Source organism: Phytoactinopolyspora halophila, assembly GCF_003287285.1.
Classification (GTDB): domain Bacteria; phylum Actinomycetota; class Actinomycetes; order Jiangellales; family Jiangellaceae; genus Phytoactinopolyspora_A; species Phytoactinopolyspora_A halophila.
On sequence record NZ_QMIG01000046.1, the window covers coordinates 1 to 14,499 of the forward strand.

12 protein-coding genes and 2 pseudogenes are annotated in these 14,499 nt (G+C 66.0%); 7 read left to right on the top strand and 7 right to left on the bottom strand.

Annotated elements, in window-relative coordinates:
• Positions 1-144: pseudogene (locus DPM12_RS24400) on the top strand (sugar kinase); the annotation flags it as partial.
• A gap of 149 nt (positions 145-293) precedes the next feature.
• Here DPM12_RS24400 and DPM12_RS21635 read toward each other — a convergent pair.
• A complete protein-coding gene (locus DPM12_RS21635; protein ID WP_112260429.1) occupies positions 294-1,970 on the bottom strand; it encodes a sodium:solute symporter family protein in 1,677 nt (558 codons plus the stop codon).
• Positions 1,971-2,203: 233 nt separating this feature from the next.
• Positions 2,204-2,494, bottom strand: a pseudogene (locus DPM12_RS24405) (DUF4212 domain-containing protein); the annotation flags it as partial.
• A gap of 370 nt (positions 2,495-2,864) precedes the next feature.
• On the opposite strand from DPM12_RS24405, the gene DPM12_RS21645 reads away from it, so the two are divergent.
• From DPM12_RS21645 to DPM12_RS21665, 5 genes are all read left to right on the top strand, one after another.
• A complete protein-coding gene (locus tag DPM12_RS21645) occupies positions 2,865-3,281 on the top strand; it encodes a hypothetical protein (RefSeq protein ID WP_211659221.1) in 417 nt (138 codons plus the stop codon).
• Between the two features lie 137 nt (positions 3,282-3,418).
• Positions 3,419-3,922, top strand: a complete 504-nt coding sequence (locus DPM12_RS23700) for a hypothetical protein (RefSeq protein ID WP_211659222.1) — start codon at positions 3,419-3,421, stop codon at positions 3,920-3,922.
• A complete protein-coding gene (locus DPM12_RS21655) occupies positions 3,919-5,613 on the top strand; it encodes a sodium/solute symporter (protein ID WP_112260431.1) in 1,695 nt (564 codons plus the stop codon). The genes DPM12_RS23700 and DPM12_RS21655 overlap by 4 nt, the downstream gene beginning before the upstream one ends.
• Positions 5,610-6,950: a histidine kinase gene (locus DPM12_RS21660; RefSeq protein ID WP_112260432.1), complete on the top strand. Its 1,341-nt coding sequence runs from the start codon at positions 5,610-5,612 to the stop codon at positions 6,948-6,950. Before DPM12_RS21655 ends, DPM12_RS21660 begins: the two co-directional genes overlap by 4 nt.
• A gap of 13 nt (positions 6,951-6,963) precedes the next feature.
• On the top strand, positions 6,964-7,722 hold the full coding sequence (locus tag DPM12_RS21665; protein ID WP_112260433.1) for a LytR/AlgR family response regulator transcription factor: 759 nt from the start codon (positions 6,964-6,966) through the stop codon (positions 7,720-7,722).
• Positions 7,723-7,826: 104 nt separating this feature from the next.
• Here DPM12_RS21665 and DPM12_RS21670 read toward each other — a convergent pair whose 3' ends face one another.
• From DPM12_RS21670 to DPM12_RS21685, 4 genes are all read right to left on the bottom strand, one after another.
• The gene (locus DPM12_RS21670) at positions 7,827-8,657 is read right to left on the bottom strand and encodes a carbohydrate ABC transporter permease (protein WP_112260434.1); all 831 of its coding nucleotides are present in this window, start codon (positions 8,655-8,657) and stop codon (positions 7,827-7,829) included.
• A gap of 27 nt (positions 8,658-8,684) precedes the next feature.
• The gene (locus DPM12_RS21675) at positions 8,685-9,626 is read right to left on the bottom strand and encodes a carbohydrate ABC transporter permease (protein ID WP_112260435.1); all 942 of its coding nucleotides are present in this window, start codon (positions 9,624-9,626) and stop codon (positions 8,685-8,687) included.
• 62 nt (positions 9,627-9,688) lie between these two features.
• On the bottom strand, positions 9,689-11,005 hold the full coding sequence (locus DPM12_RS21680) for an extracellular solute-binding protein (protein WP_112260436.1): 1,317 nt from the start codon (positions 11,003-11,005) through the stop codon (positions 9,689-9,691).
• A gap of 109 nt (positions 11,006-11,114) precedes the next feature.
• Positions 11,115-12,839: a cyclase family protein gene (locus DPM12_RS21685; protein WP_112260437.1), complete on the bottom strand. Its 1,725-nt coding sequence runs from the start codon at positions 12,837-12,839 to the stop codon at positions 11,115-11,117.
• Positions 12,840-13,096: 257 nt separating this feature from the next.
• On the opposite strand from DPM12_RS21685, the gene DPM12_RS21690 reads away from it, so the two are divergent.
• The gene (locus DPM12_RS21690; protein ID WP_158543004.1) at positions 13,097-13,774 is read left to right on the top strand and encodes a FadR/GntR family transcriptional regulator; all 678 of its coding nucleotides are present in this window, start codon (positions 13,097-13,099) and stop codon (positions 13,772-13,774) included.
• A gap of 223 nt (positions 13,775-13,997) precedes the next feature.
• Here the strand turns inward: DPM12_RS21690 and DPM12_RS21695 are convergent, their stop codons facing one another.
• Entirely contained in the window at positions 13,998-14,426 is a 429-nt protein-coding gene (locus tag DPM12_RS21695) for a VOC family protein (protein WP_112260439.1), read from the bottom strand.
• Positions 14,427-14,499: the final 73 nt, after the last annotated feature.

A 14,499-nucleotide genomic window follows, 5' to 3' on the forward strand; every position in this document is an offset into this window, starting at 1 on the left:
CGCCGCTCCCTGCCCCTGGCCACCCAACACCTGCGCATCGTGCAATCCCACACCGGCGACCGCGCGGGTACCATCGGCGCCGCCGTCATGGTCATCGACCACGCCCTCTCCCCCGCACAGGTCAACGCGCTCGCCGGGGTGTGAGCACGCACGCGTGACGGTCGCGTGTCGCGTAACGCAGTCGCGCATCCGGTGGCCATCCGGCCGAGAGCTCGTGAGAGCGGGCTCTCGGCCGCTCTCACGAGCTCTCGAGCCAGGCGCCGGCAAAGATCAGGCGGTAGACGGCTCCCCGGCTAACCGTCGCGCCCGGCCGGCACCCGGCGCTTGGCAGCGGGATAGCGGATGTTCTCCACCATCTCCGACAAGGTCGCCGACGGTGGCGGGGTCAGCTTCGACACCACGATCGCCACGACGAAGTTCACCAGGGCACCGATGGTGCCCACGCCCTCCGGGCTGATGTCGAAGATGTGATCGTTCTCTGACGTGCCGAACACCTCCAGCGTGTACACCATGTAGGTGATCGTCACCGCGAGGCCGGCCACCATGCCCGACGCGGCGCCTGCGGCGTTGCACCGCTTCCAGAAGATCCCGAGCACGAGGGCAGGGAAGAAGCTCGCCGCCGCGAGGCCGAACGCGAACGCGACGACCTGTGCCACGAACGCCGGCGGGTTCATCCCCGCGAGGATCGCGATCACGACGGCACCGGCCATGGCGATCCGGCCGGCGAGCAGCCGTTCGCGGTCGCTCGCGGTCTTGCGGATCCGGCGGAAGTAGAAATCGTGCGACACCGACGAGGAGATCACCAGCAGCAGCCCGGCCGCCGTGGACAGCGCGGCGGCCATGCCTCCTGCCGCGACAAGACCGACGATGGGTGCGGGCAGCCCGGCGATCTCCGGCGAGGCCAGGACGAGGATGTCGTTGTTCACGATGAGGTCCGCTCCCGACGCCGGATCGTTGCCCACCGACTGGATCGTCTCGGCGTCCTCGGCGACGCTGACCAGCCCGGTGGCCGCCCAGTTGTCGATCCACTGCGGCAGTTCTGACACCGGCGTGTTCTCCACCCCTTCGAGCAGGTTGAACTTGGTGAACGCGCCGACCGCAGGGGCCGTCGTGTACAGCAGGCCGATGAAGAACAGCGCCCAGAACGCCGAGTAGCGCGCGCCCCGGACGGTCTTCGTCGTGTAGAAGCGGATGATCACATGCGGCAGGCCCGCCGTGCCGATCATCAGCGCCATCGTGACGAGGAAGACGTCGATCTGCGGGCGCTCGGTGAACGCGGCGGTGTACTCGTTCAAACCGAGATCGGTTCCCAGCGCATTGAGCTCGTCCAGGATCTGCCCGAACGACACCTGCGGGATCGGAAACCCGGTGATCTTTTGCGCGACGGCCACCGCCGGGATGAGGTAGGCCGTGATCAACACGGTGTACTGGGCGACCTGGGTCCAGGTGATGCCCTTCATCCCGCCCAGCACGGCGTAGGTGAAGATGATGGCCCCGGCAATCAGCACGCCCCCGTTGATCCCCATGCCCAGGAAGCGGCTGAAGACGATACCGCCACCGTTCATCTGCCCGACGACGTAGGTGAACGAGATGATGATGGCCGCGCCGGCCGAGATGGTACGCACCAGCTCGGAGTAGCGATCGCCGACGAACTCCGGCACCGTGTACTTGCCCCACTTGCGCAGGTAGGGCGCCAGCAACAGGGCAAGCAGGACATAGCCGCCGGTCCATCCCATCAAGTAGATGGAACCGTCCGAGCCCAGGAAGGCGATCAACCCCGCCATGGAGATGAACGACGCCGCGGACATCCAGTCCGCCGCGACCGCGGCTCCGTTGGCGACGGTGGGTATGCCGTGACCGGCGACGTAGAAGCCCTCCGTCTCGCGCACCCGGCTACGCCAGGCGATGACGATGTAGGTACCGAAGGACAGGACGATGAAGATCGTGGTCCACAGCTGGATGTCGCTCACGTCGCCTGCCTCCCGTTCTCGCCGTCGCCGGTGCCGTCATCGGTGCCGTCGGCGGTGTCGTCGGCGCTGGCGCCGCCCGCTGCGCCCCCGGGCACGCCGTCCAAGCTCGCCTCGGACTCCGTCGTGTCGGCGGTCGCACCGGCCGTTCCGGTTGCCGCCGCACCCTGAGATTCCGCTTCCGCGGGCGCGTGCCCGGCGGCCATGCCGGTGTCGCCGCCCGCGTCCTCGTCACGCTCGCTAACCCCGAACTTGTCGTCGAGGCGATCCATGCGCAGCGCATAGATGAGTATCAAGAGGATGAACGTATAGATCGATCCTTGCTGGGCGAACCAGAACCCCAGCGGATACCCGAAGATCGTCAACTCGTTCAAGACGTCGACGAACAAGATTCCCGCGCCAAACGAGACGATGAACCAGATGCACAGCAACACGGCCATGAGCCGGAGGTTGCGGCGCCAATACTCCCGCCTCCAGTCACCGGAAGGCGGCCCATCGTCTCGAGTCGCGTCCGTGCGAGTAGCCACGTCCGAACTCCCTCCTGCAGATACGGGCGAGATACGGGCGCCGCGCGCTAACCGATCAGCGACGTTTCCGCACCTGTAGTAAGCACACCGAACCGACAAGCTCATACAGCACACAAGGCCTACTCGAACGAGCGGCCCGTCCCGGCCGTCCAACGGTCATCGCGGTGCCGGCGGACCGGTCCCGGTCCCGCCGTTCGGCCGTTCGCAGCGGGATATGCCCGCTCGCGCCTCCAGAGGAACCCCTGACGAACGTCCCCATGCCGGAGAGCGCTGCCGTCGGGTTACACTCCCCGCACGTCAGGTCCACGCGAAGGGACCGTCACCAGGGTTCCGCCGCGGTCCCGGCCGACCCGATGAGGGAGGGCGCCACATGACACCGACCGGCCACACCGCTACCCATAGCCCGTCGCGCCGGATCATGCATGTGGGAAGCGCGGGAATGCTGCTCGGCGGCCTCCTCATTGCCATCGGTTCCCTCCTGCCCTGGGTCTCGACCCCCGTCGGCCACCTGTCCGGGACCGTCGGGCCCGGTCTGTGGACGTTGTGCGCGGGCGTCATCGTCATCGCTGGAGCGCTCCTCCCCTACCGCCGGGTCGCGCTCGCGCACGCGTTCGTTCCCGGTGTGGCCGTGGCGACTCTCGCCATGTGGCAGTTCATCCGGCTGATCCAGCTCAGCGCCACTACGGACAGCTGGGGACGCCTCCTCCCAGGTATCGGACTGGTCATGGTCAGCGGGGGTGCGGTCGTCGTGCTCCGTGCCGCCTGGCGAATCCGCGCTGCTGGTTAGGACCAGGAGTGCGCCGCTCGCGCACGGGCCGCATCCGCGTCACGCCGGCCGCGCACCGTTCCCATCCCCGACGCGGCCGCGCATGGCTACGGCACAAGCACTGGCGCGCACCGCCCCGCACGGCGCACGATGACCCCATGGTTCAGCCCGGTCCCGGCACGGACATGGGGACGTTCGAATCGTCCGACGAGTACGACATGCCTGCCGAGGTCGACGCGACCGTTCGCACCCTGCGCAGGGTCGCGGTCAGTCACGTCGCCGTCTTCCTCGGGGTCGTCCTCGTCGTGCCGTTCCTCACGCTTGCCCTCGACTGGTGGTCCGAGGGCCGGCTGATCGGCGGTATGAGCCCCAACTTCGCGATGGCGGCGTTCGGGCTCTACATCTTCTTCTTCGTGCTGGCCATCGCCGCCGCTCGGCTGTCCAACGCGGTCGAGCACCGCATGCTCGGGGGCAGCGACCACGACCTTCACGAGGCCGTGACCGACGACCTTCACGACGACTTCACCGACGACTTTCGCGAGGACCTGACCGGCAAACTGACCGGCGATCGCCCCGCGGATCTCCACAACGATCAGGCCGCCGGCCAGAACGGCAAGCTGGCGGGCGGGGATGGGGACAACACCGATGGTGATACGACGTGATCACTGCGAGCGTGTTGATCCTCGTCGCGCTGCTCATCGCCGTCATCATGGTCGGCATTTTCATCCGGCCGCGTCGCGCTTCCACGCTGGACTTCTATCTCGCGGGCCAGCGTGTCGGCGTCGTCACGAACGCGTGCGCCATCTGCGGCGACTACTTCTCGGCCGCATCGTTCCTGGGTGTCGCCGCATCGGTCTACGTCTCCGGCCTCGACGGCATCTGGTATGCCACCGGATTCGCCGCCGGCTTCGTACCCGTCCTGCTGTTCGTCGCCGCTCCGTTACGGCGCTTCGGAGAGTTCTCCATCCCGGACTTCCTGGGCCGCCGCCTGGAGTCCGACCGGGTCCGGTTCACCGCCGTCGTCGCCGTACAGCTCATCATCCTCTCGTATCTGGTCCCGCAGGCCGTCGGCAGCGGCATCACGTGGGAGCTGCTGGTGGGACACGGCATCGCCGGCCTGTCGCCGTACGCCACCGGGGTGGTGGTCGCGACGACGGTGATCACCGCGCTGGTGACGCTGGGTGGCATGCGCGGGACGACCTGGACACAGGCGATCCAGTTCCTGCTACTCCTGGCCGCGTTCGTCTGGCTCGCCATCGCCGTCGTCGGGTCCGGGTTCCACTACGCCGACGCCGTCGCCGACGTGAGCGCAGAGCCCCTGGCCAACCCCGTGCACACCGGCGGGCAGTGGCAGCTGGAAGCCGAGGCGAACCGGCTGCACCCCGGTGAGGCGATCCACTTCGGCGAACCCGGCGGGCGGTACGGGCCGCTCGGGCAGTTCGCCCTGATCATGACGCTGGTCATGGGCACCGCCGGGCTGCCGCACATCATGAACCGCTACTTCACCAGCCCCACCGGCACCGCCGCGCGCATGACCACGGTCTGGGTTCTCGGCCTGGCCGGGCTGTTCTACGCGCTGGCCGTCATGCTCGGCACCGCCGCCCGCGCACTCATTCCAGCGGCAGCATCCCGGCATCCGTGGCTGGACGAGCTGACCGTCGACGGGGTGCTGCGCGTCCCCGAACACGCCCTGCTGGCCCTGGGCCGGTTGTACGGGGGCCAGGCAGGTTTGGGATTCATCGCCACCGGTGCCCTGATCGCGGTGCTGTCGACCATCGCCGGGCTGCTGCTGGCTTCCGCCGCATCCTGGGGACACGACGTCTACGAGCGCCACATCAACCCGCGTGCCACGCAGCGCCAGGCCGTATGGGCCGGGCGCGGGGCGGTGCTCACCGTGGCCGGGCTCTCCGCGGCCCTCGCGCTTAGCCTGCGTCCGGATTCACTGACAGCCATGTTCCCGTCGATCGTGGCGACCATGGTCACGTGGGCGTTCGCCTTCGCCGGCTCGGCACTCACCCCGGTGTTCATCCTCACCATCTGGTGGCGGCGGATGACCGCAGCCGGCGCCGTCGCCGGCATCGTCACGGGTGCCGTCACCGCCATCACGATGTTCGCCACCGGGACGATCGCCGGGGACCGCGGCCTCGGTGAGATGCTGCTCACGCCCACCGTCGTCGCCGCGCCACTCGCCGCTGGGGTCGCCGTCGTGATCTCGCTGTACACCCGCACGCCCGCGAACCTGGAGCGGCTGTGGCTCCGGCTGCACGGCACCGCAGCCGACCGGCGTGCCGAGCGGCTCGCCCGCCTCACCATCTCCGGCGTCGCCGACCTGCATTCGGGACCGCAGCGATGAACAGTGGCAGCCTGCCCCTGGCCGGGCTCACCACGCTCGCGTGGGGCCTCGTGTACCTGTTCACACAGATCGTGGCCGATCCCCCGCTGACCGTCGGTCCCACGGTGCTGCTGGGAATCGGACTGACCGTCGTGCTGACGCTCGGCTACCCGTCGGCGCTGCGCGGCGCCCGTACCGCCCCGACCACCCGCACCACGCGCATGCCCCGGCTGAACCGTTTTGCCCGCACCGCGCGCACGGCGGGGGCGACGGCACGCCAGCCGGGCCGGCACGGTTCCACCATCGCCGCCGTCGGCCGCTCGATCCCGCTGCGGTCCGGATTGAACGCCGAGGCGGCCGAGCGCACCGCCAAGCTGCTGCACCCCCTGCTCGGTGGCGACGCCGTGGCCATCACCGACCACGAGAAGGTCCTCGCCTTCGTCGGCCCCGGTTCCGACCACCACACCGTCGGCGATCCACCACAGACCGAGTCCTCGGCCCGGGTTCTGGCCGGCGGCAAGACCGTCGTCGTGCGCAAACGCTCCAAGTTGGGCTGCCCGAACACCGACTGCCCCCTCCAAGCTGCCGTCATCGCTCCGCTCACGGACGGCAAGCGCGTCGTCGGCACCCTCAAGGTGTATCGCCTCGACGAGATCCCGCCGCAGCGCAGCCTCGTCGAAGGCCTGGCCGGGATCCTCTCGCTGCACCTCGAACTGGCCGAGTTCGACCGGGAACGCAACCTGGCCGTCGACGCCAAGCTCGACGCCCTGCGCGCACAGATCAACCCGCACTTCCTGTTCAACACCCTGAACACCATCACCTCGAAGGCCCGAACCGATCCGGAAGAGGCGCGGCAACTCCTGCTGCGGCTGTCGGACTTCTTCCGCTACGCGGTGCGCCAAGACGGGCACTTCGCCGAATTCAGCCACGAGTACTTCTTCGTGCGCACGTACCTCTCGCTGGAGCAGGCACGCTATGGCGAGCGCCTGCGGGTGCGCTACGACGTCGATCCCCAGGTGCTCACCGCGCATGTGCCCGTCCTGACGATCCAGCCGCTCGTGGAGAACGCCGTCAAACACGGCCTGGCCGACAAGGTCGACGGGGGAACCATCACGCTCAAGGCGCGCGTCGACCCGCTGACCCGGACCACCTCGATCCGGGTGGCCGACGACGGCGTCGGCATCCATTCCGACGTGCTCGAACAGCTCACCTCGCCGGCCGGCGGCGTGGACGGCGGGCTGGGATTGCGAAACATCTCCGAACGCTTGGCGGCGCTGTATGGTGAACGCTATCGTCTCGACATCCGATCCGACGAAGGCGAGGGGACCGTCGTCGACCTGCGAATTCCACTGGGATGACGGGAGTGAGCCGATGCGTGCGCGCTGTCTCATCGTCGACGACGAAGCGCCCGCCCGGGAGGAACTGCGCTACCTGCTCACCACGTTCGATCATGTCCAGGTGGTCGGCGAAGCGACGAATTCCGAGGAAGCGCTGACGCTGCTGCGATCACTCACATATGACGTGGTACTGCTCGACATCCGGCTGCCCGGAGGCACCGGCCTGGAGGTCGCCGCCGCGTTGCGGGAGGCGCCGAACTCGCCGAAGGTCATCTTCACCACGGCCTATCCGGACTACGCCGTCGAGGCATTCGACCTCGAAGCGATCGATTACCTGGTGAAGCCGTTCGACGCGGAGCGGCTGGGCCGCGCGCTGGATCGGGCGCTCTCCGCGCCGGTGGAAGAGAGCGAGCCCGAGGTCCCGAGCCAGCCGGGACGGGCCGCCGGGTGGGCATCCGATCCCCTGGGACGGATTCCCGTCCAGCAAGGTGATCGTACGGTGCTCGTCGACGAGTCGGCGATCGTCTACGCCAGCGCGGCGCGGGGATACTCGTACCTGCAACTCTCCGGTGACCGCGTGCTGGTGAACTACTCGCTCAACGAGCTGGAGCGGCGGGTGGGCGGGCACTTCTTCCGGGCGCACCGCTCGCACCTGGTCAACCTCGACCACGTCCGCGAGCTGATCCCCGATTTCAAGGGCTCGCTCGTGCTGGTGATGAACGATCACCGGCGCAGCAGGGTCGAGGTCTCGCGGCGCAAGACCCGGGAGCTGCGCCGCCTGCTCGGCATGTAGCCCCCATCTCCCGCTCCCTTCCCCAGACCCTTCCGCTGATCATGAACACTAGGCGACCTATGTAGTCGCTTACCGTTCATGATCAGCGGGAGTGTTTCGGTGGGTCACTTCACCGCACCGGCAGTCACCCCTCGAACCAACCAGCGGCGAACGACAACGGTGAAGAGCGCCACCGGAATGACGATGAGCATGGCAATGACACCGAGCTGGCCGAACTGAATGCCTTCCTCCGTGCGCACCGACGATGCCAACACCGGGAGCGTCGCGGCGTCCGATCTGGTTAGCGGGAGCGCCAGCACCAGATCGCTCCACGCCAGGACGAACGAGAACACGCTCACCGCTGCAAGACCTGGACCCGTGAGGGGGAGGATGATCAGAAGAAAGGTCCGGATATACCCACACCCATCGACCAGGGCAGCCTCCTCGAGCTCCCGGGGCAGGTCCATGAAGAAGCCTTGCAGCATCCACGTCGCCAACGGGATGTTGAGCGCGATGTACGGCAAGATCAGCGCCAGTCTCGTGTCCAGCACGTCGAGGCGGGAAGCGATGAGGAACAGGGGCGAGACGAGGGCGATGGGTGGCAGCATCCGGACACTGAGGATGAGCAGCCCGATGAAACGATGCCCTCGGGGCCGCAGCCTCGACAGCGCGTAGGCCGCGAAAGCTGCGAGCGCGACCGAGACCACGGTGCTGACCAGTGTCACCACGACGGAGTTGACGAAGTATCGCGATACCGGAATCTGCCTGGTCTGGAAGATCTCCCGATAGTTGTCCAGCGTGGGCGAGAAAAAGATCTTCGGTGGCCAGGCGATCAGGTCGGTCGCGCTTTTCACGGATGTCAACGCCAGCCACACGATGGGTGTCAGCGCCACCAGTACCGTCACGCCGAGTATCGCGTAGCCTGCCGACTTCCGGAACAGCCGTTTGGTGCGCACGTCACTCCTTTCCGGCCGGCGCTCCGCCTAGCTCAGCGCCTCGCGGCTCAGCAGCTTGATGTACAACACGCCGACGGCCATGCTGAACAGCAGCATCAGCGCAGACAGCGCCGCGGCGTAGCCCATCTCGTAGTGCTGGAACGCGGCGCGATAGATCTCGATACCGAGCAGCGTGGTGCTGTCCGCAGGTCCCCCGCCGGTCAGGATGTATATGGGCGTGAACACCCGCATCGCGAACACCGTTCGGAACATCACGACGACGAGCAGCGCTGGCATCAGCAGTGGCAGCATGATGTGGCGTACGCTGGTGAATCCGGTCGCGCCGTCCACCTTCGCCGCTTCCAGGACGTCCTGTGGCAGACCCTGCATGGCGGCAAACAGGACGAGAATGACGAACGGCGTGTGCTGCCAGACGTCCACGGCCATGACACTGATGAAAGCCCAATCGGAACCGAGCCATACCTGGGGTTCGATCCCAACCAGGCCGAGGAGCCAGTTCAGGAGGCTCACGTCGTGGCTCAGGATGAGCCGGAAGCCGAGGCCCGCAACAACCTCCGAGATCATCATCGGTAGCAAGAGCACGATGCCGAGCAGCCGCAGGCGCCCGAACTCACGGAAGAGAAACAACGCGATGCCGAACCCGAGAACTGTCTGCGCGCCCACCGTGATCAGTACGAACAACGCCGTCCTGACGAAGGACGCGAGCACCGCCGGGTCCGACAGCGCCCGAACATAGTTGTCCAGGCCGATCAGTTCCGGCTGATCACCGAATAACGTCCAGTCGTGGAGGCTGACGTAAAGACTGAAGACGATCGGTGCGGCGAGGATCGCTGCCAGCACCAGCAGCGCCGGCAGGATAAAGCCGTAGGCCACCCGAGCCCGGTGGCGCTCCAACGGGCTCGCCGCGCGTCCTCGCCAGCCGCCCGCCGGGTGGTGCTGCAGGGATACTCCATGCGGCTTCGTCTGCATGATCTGGCTCCACCACCTGCAATGTCGGCGTCCGGTCAGCTACGCATTACCCCGGGAGTCTCCTAGCTGCCGAGGGCCTCATTCACGTCCTCCTCAGCAGCCGACAGTGCTTCCGCAACCGTCCGGCTGTCCGTGAGCGCCTCCGAGAGCCGCAGGGCGAGTGCTTCTTCGATCTCGGTCCACTCGACGACTCCCGGGCGAGTTGACGCGCCTTTCAGGACGTCAAGGACCTCACCCGCGGCTTCGTACGCTTCCAGGTACTCCTCGTCGCGATAGACCGAGGCAACCGTCGGGCTGTTTCCGTGCTCGATCGCGAGCGTCGCCTGGACGTCATCTCGCGTCAGATACTCGGCCAACTCCCACGCCGCATCCTTGTTCACGCTGTTCCGGGCGATACCGACGCCCCAGCCGGTGATCATCGAGCGCCCGGTGTCGAGATCGGAGTCCGCTCTTCGGGGTAGCTCCCCTGCCACGGCGAAACTGCCGGCGAAATCCGACTGATCGGGCGAGTTCATCTCGAGGTAGTAGGGCGAGTAGGTGATCGCCATCGCGGTCTGGCCTTGCTGCATCGCGGTGATCACGCCATCGTGATCAGCCTCGATCGCCCCGGGCGGCACGAGACCGTCCTTGTACAGGTCGACCAGGAACGTCGTCGCCTCGATTCCAGCGTCACTGTTGAACGCGGCCTGTTGGTTGTCCCCCGTCAGTAGCTCACCACCAAACGACCACAGGAACGGAAGCCACTGGGCAACCAGGAAGTTAGTCTGGGCCAGCGGCGCGGCAAAGCCATACGTCTGGTCACTCGTGAGCCTCTCCGCAGCGTCCCGGAACTCCGCCCACGTCTGCGGCACCTGCGTGATCCCGGCACTGTCGAAAAGGTCCTCCCGGTAGATCAGGACCCAGCCACCGACGCGGAACGGGAGCGCGTAGGTGGCGTCGTCACGCTGGAACATCGTCGGCATCGACGCGACGAACCTCTCCAGCTCCGACGCGTCGATCCTGTCGTCGATCGGATCGAGATGCTGGTGCAGTTCGGCGAGCCAGATCTGCCCATCGATCAGCACCGCGTCAAGGTCTCCTCCGCCGCCCAGCTCCAACAACTGCTGCTGACGTGCTTCCGCGTACGGATACGTGAGTATCTCCACGGAGATGTCCGACGTGCTCTCGAATTCCCGAGCAGCCTCGACGAACGCCCTTGACAGCCCCCCTTCCGGCACCACAGCCCGGACCGTGCCCGAGGCCGCGCTCGTCGTCTCCTCCGAGCATCCGGCCAACGTGCCGACGGAGCCAAGCGCGTATGCGCTTGCGGCGACACCAGCACCAGCCCTCATGAACTGCCGGCGGGTGACACCCTCACCTACCCCAAGATTCGGCCTCATTCTCTTCCTCCCTCGCCTTGTTGCGGAGTTCGAAGCCAGTGGTCGAGTCACACGGTCACACACGACCAGGGAGACAGTGCGCTCATGTTGTCGAGACGAGCTGGCGAGCTCAGTCCCATTGCTCGATAGCCATGAGATGTGCGGGGAAGCAGCCTTGATGGCTTACCGGTAGGGCCAGGATCGCGGCAATGAACCGCTGCTTGCGGAAATGGTGGAACCGCAGGGCCCACTCGACCAATGGAATGTCGTTCCGGTGAAGCAAGTAGTGAATCTTGTTCGACGTATTCCGGAGACCGGACGCGGAGAACGGGTCCGAGCGTTCGACCGAGGGGCAGTCCAGAACGAGAGCGCGGATGCCCCGATCTACGAACCACTGTCCCGCATCCGGGCTCAGCCCCGGCGTGACGGTGATGTTGACGTCGGCACCGTAGTAGTACCAGTCGGTGATGTCGGTCCGAAGGAAGACGATGTCACCCTCGCGCACGCCCGGGTCCACGGCGTCGAGATGCCCCGCGTCGATCTGCTGGCCAGGGCCAATCATGTCGCCCAGGTTCACCAACACCCCTGGACCGATGAGCCTGTCGGCTGGCATCCGCACGTATCGCCGGAGGATCTCGTCCGGAACGTGATGTCTGCCCCAGGGATCGAAGAAGGCACCCTCGATATGCGTCGTCGTCGAATGGCCATACTGGATGTACATCTCCTGTCCGATCAGGCCGAGCTCCGGGTGCCGGATATTGAACGGCGTGAGCCGCGTCTGCCGGGCCACCTGCTCCTGGAGCTCCCTGGGATCGATCCGTCCGGGAAGCGGATTCGGGTAGTCACCGATGTCTCGCAATTCGTCCAGGGATGTTTCCGGCGGGACGAACGGAATCTCGTCAGTGACCTTGTCCGGGAAGTACTCGAGCTGGTGCGTGCAATCCACGAACGTCGTCGGATCTGCACGGTTGATGACGAAGACGCGGGCGGGACCTCCCGAGACACCCCGCACCCCCAGGGGCAACCCGACGAGCGCGAACTCGTGCTCGCTACCGAGCTGGTCCAGGTTGGCCAGGTCTTCGACGACGACCACACCGGCCGCATTGAGCACCTGGTGCACGTTCGTGCCCGTCGAGTGGCCGGTGTAGCGAGAATCGAGCGTACGTACGTCCGCACCAACGACGTGCACTCGCCGCTCGGCCAGCCACTCGGCTGCCGCGACGTCGAGCGTGGGTGAGTTGGTGTAGTACTCGGCCGTCGGCTCGGCACTCCGGTGTTGCTTGCTGTAGTCCGTTCGGATGAACACGACGGTGCCGGGTTGGATGGCTTCGGCGTACGGCTCGAGGTGGCCGATCGTGATGACGTCACCCGGCTTGATCGAACCTGCGAGGTTCACCAACGCCAGCGCTCCAACGAATCGCTCCGCCGGGAGATCGGGAGCGCAGCGATGTGCAGACGTCGCGGAACCGCGATTGTCGAACGTCAGGTTCGTCCCGTGCGGTTTGGTCGTGATGGTCCCGTAATTGAACGTCTCGCCGGGCTGCACGCCGAGCATCGAGAGCCGTCGCTGGTTGAAACTCAGCAGACTCGCGATATCCCGGGATGCACTGAGCGGCTCGGTGAGGATCGGAGTCTCCGGCTCTTCGAAGCCCACGACTGGCTGTACCGCCGCCCGGTTGTAACCCTCGGGGCACGGATATGGCTTCATCGTGAGGTCGAGTACGCGTTCCACCACTGGACGTTCCTCCTTCTCGGGCCCGGAGCCGGGCGGCTCCCGGGCAGTCGCTGGTCGGGCGCCGCGCAAGGATCGTCGTAGCCGCAGGGTCTCCACGAGTCCGACATCTCGCATGGCCATTTGCGTACGCTCGCCGCGCTGACCATTGACGCACCAATACGTCCTTTAGGCCGTTTATGGTCTCGATCGGTTGTATTGGTTGCTCAACCGTATCGGCGACATGAGCTGGCGTCAATACAGAACTGTCCCGATCAAAGGTCATATGCGGGATTCATATGGGATAACCGCGCCCGCGCTAGGCCGACGACCCGGGAGTTGCGATCCAAACCAATCTGGACCAATATGCTAGGATGGTCACGCAATCGACAGGAGGTGTGATGCCTAAAGGAGACGTCGGCGCCGAGAAGCGAGTGATCGATGTCGTGGAGCAAGAGATCACTGCCCGCAACCTCGTTCCGGGGAGCAAGCTGCCAACAGAACGCGATCTCGCGCAGCTATCCGGAGAGGGGCGGACCACCGTCCGGCGTGCCCTGGAATCACTCGAAGCCGAAGGACGAATCACCCGCCACATCGGTCGCGGCACGTTCCTCGCACCGGAGTCCGTGGATCACGAAACCGTTAGCGTCAATGACGCCAGCCCGGCGGAGATCATGGCGACTCGGCTACTCCTCGAGCCGCAGATGATGCCTCTGATCGTTACCGAGGGAACCGGATCGGATCTCACCGAGATCGAGCGCTGCCTGCACGGCGGGAACAGCGCCGAGAGTCGTTACGAGTTCGAGCTGTGGGGAAGCGCGATTCATCGGGCAATGGCGGCTGCCACGCACAATCGCATGCTCATCAGCATCTGCCAGACGTTCGACATGCACGATCACCCGCTCTGGCACAAGCTGCTGCGTCGTAATTTCACGGCAGAACGCCTGGCCTTGTACAAGCAGGACCATCAGCAGATCGTGGACGCTCTCCTGGAACGAGACGGCGAGTCAGCGCAGCAACTGATGCGCCAGCACCTGCTGCACATACGCAACCATGTCCTGGGTGATCATTTTTACTGATCTCTCCCATGCCCACGAAAACTAGGGGATCGTTTCGGCACGCGGCGCTGGTGAGGCGACTTCGATACTGAAACGTGCTTTAATTCGCCGATCTGGCGGTGTTCTCGCACGTCTGGGTATCAAAGTGGGCGCCGCGTACACGCCGCCTCCGCTCACCGGCGCCATTATCGATCGACCTCAGGCAGCGCCGGTGAGATCGACGATCTTCACAAGGTCTCGTCGCTTACCGTTCATGATCAGCGGGAGTGTCGATGGGTGAGGACGTGGGAGTGTCGATGGGCTGGGAGATGATCCACTGGTAGCCGAACGGGTCGGTGACCCGGCCCTGCCGGTATCCGTACGGCCGGTCCGCGACCGGGATGTCCACGGTGGCGCCGGCGTCAATGAGGGAGTTCGCGACGGTGTCGGCGTCGGCGACGTCGAGCGTGAGGATGATCGCGGACCCGCCGATGGTCGACGCCGAGCGATCGAAGCCGTCCTCATCCTTGATGCTGATCCTCGTCTCGCCGATACACACCTCGGCATAGACGACGGACCCATCGCCCGCGGTGTAGCGGGCGGTGAGCTCCGCGCCCAGGGCCTTGCGGTAGAACTCGATCGCCGCGTCAGCGCCGGCGACGACGAGTTTCGGCACGACTGTCATGTATGTCATGTCCCGAGCATCGCCCGAGGGCCGCACATGGCGCTTGGAAATTTCCCCGCCCCCTTCCGCTGATCATGAACAC

Bases quoted from the DNA above. Each gene is read 5' to 3' on its own strand.
- DPM12_RS21645 (WP_211659221.1), top strand. From the start codon at position 2,865: ATGACACCGACCGGCCACACCGCTACCCATAGCCCGTCGCGCCGGATC.
- DPM12_RS21690 (WP_158543004.1), top strand. From the start codon at position 13,097: ATGCCTAAAGGAGACGTCGGCGCCGAGAAGCGAGTGATCGATGTCGTG.
- DPM12_RS21680 (WP_112260436.1), bottom strand. From the start codon at position 11,005: ATGAGGCCGAATCTTGGGGTAGGTGAGGGTGTCACCCGCCGGCAGTTC.
- DPM12_RS21665 (WP_112260433.1), top strand. From the start codon at position 6,964: ATGCGTGCGCGCTGTCTCATCGTCGACGACGAAGCGCCCGCCCGGGAG.
- DPM12_RS21685 (WP_112260437.1), bottom strand. From the start codon at position 12,839: ATGGCCATGCGAGATGTCGGACTCGTGGAGACCCTGCGGCTACGACGA.
- DPM12_RS21660 (WP_112260432.1), top strand. From the start codon at position 5,610: ATGAACAGTGGCAGCCTGCCCCTGGCCGGGCTCACCACGCTCGCGTGG.
- DPM12_RS21695 (WP_112260439.1), bottom strand. From the start codon at position 14,426: ATGACATACATGACAGTCGTGCCGAAACTCGTCGTCGCCGGCGCTGAC.
- DPM12_RS21675 (WP_112260435.1), bottom strand. From the start codon at position 9,626: ATGCAGACGAAGCCGCATGGAGTATCCCTGCAGCACCACCCGGCGGGC.
- DPM12_RS23700 (WP_211659222.1), top strand. From the start codon at position 3,419: ATGGTTCAGCCCGGTCCCGGCACGGACATGGGGACGTTCGAATCGTCC.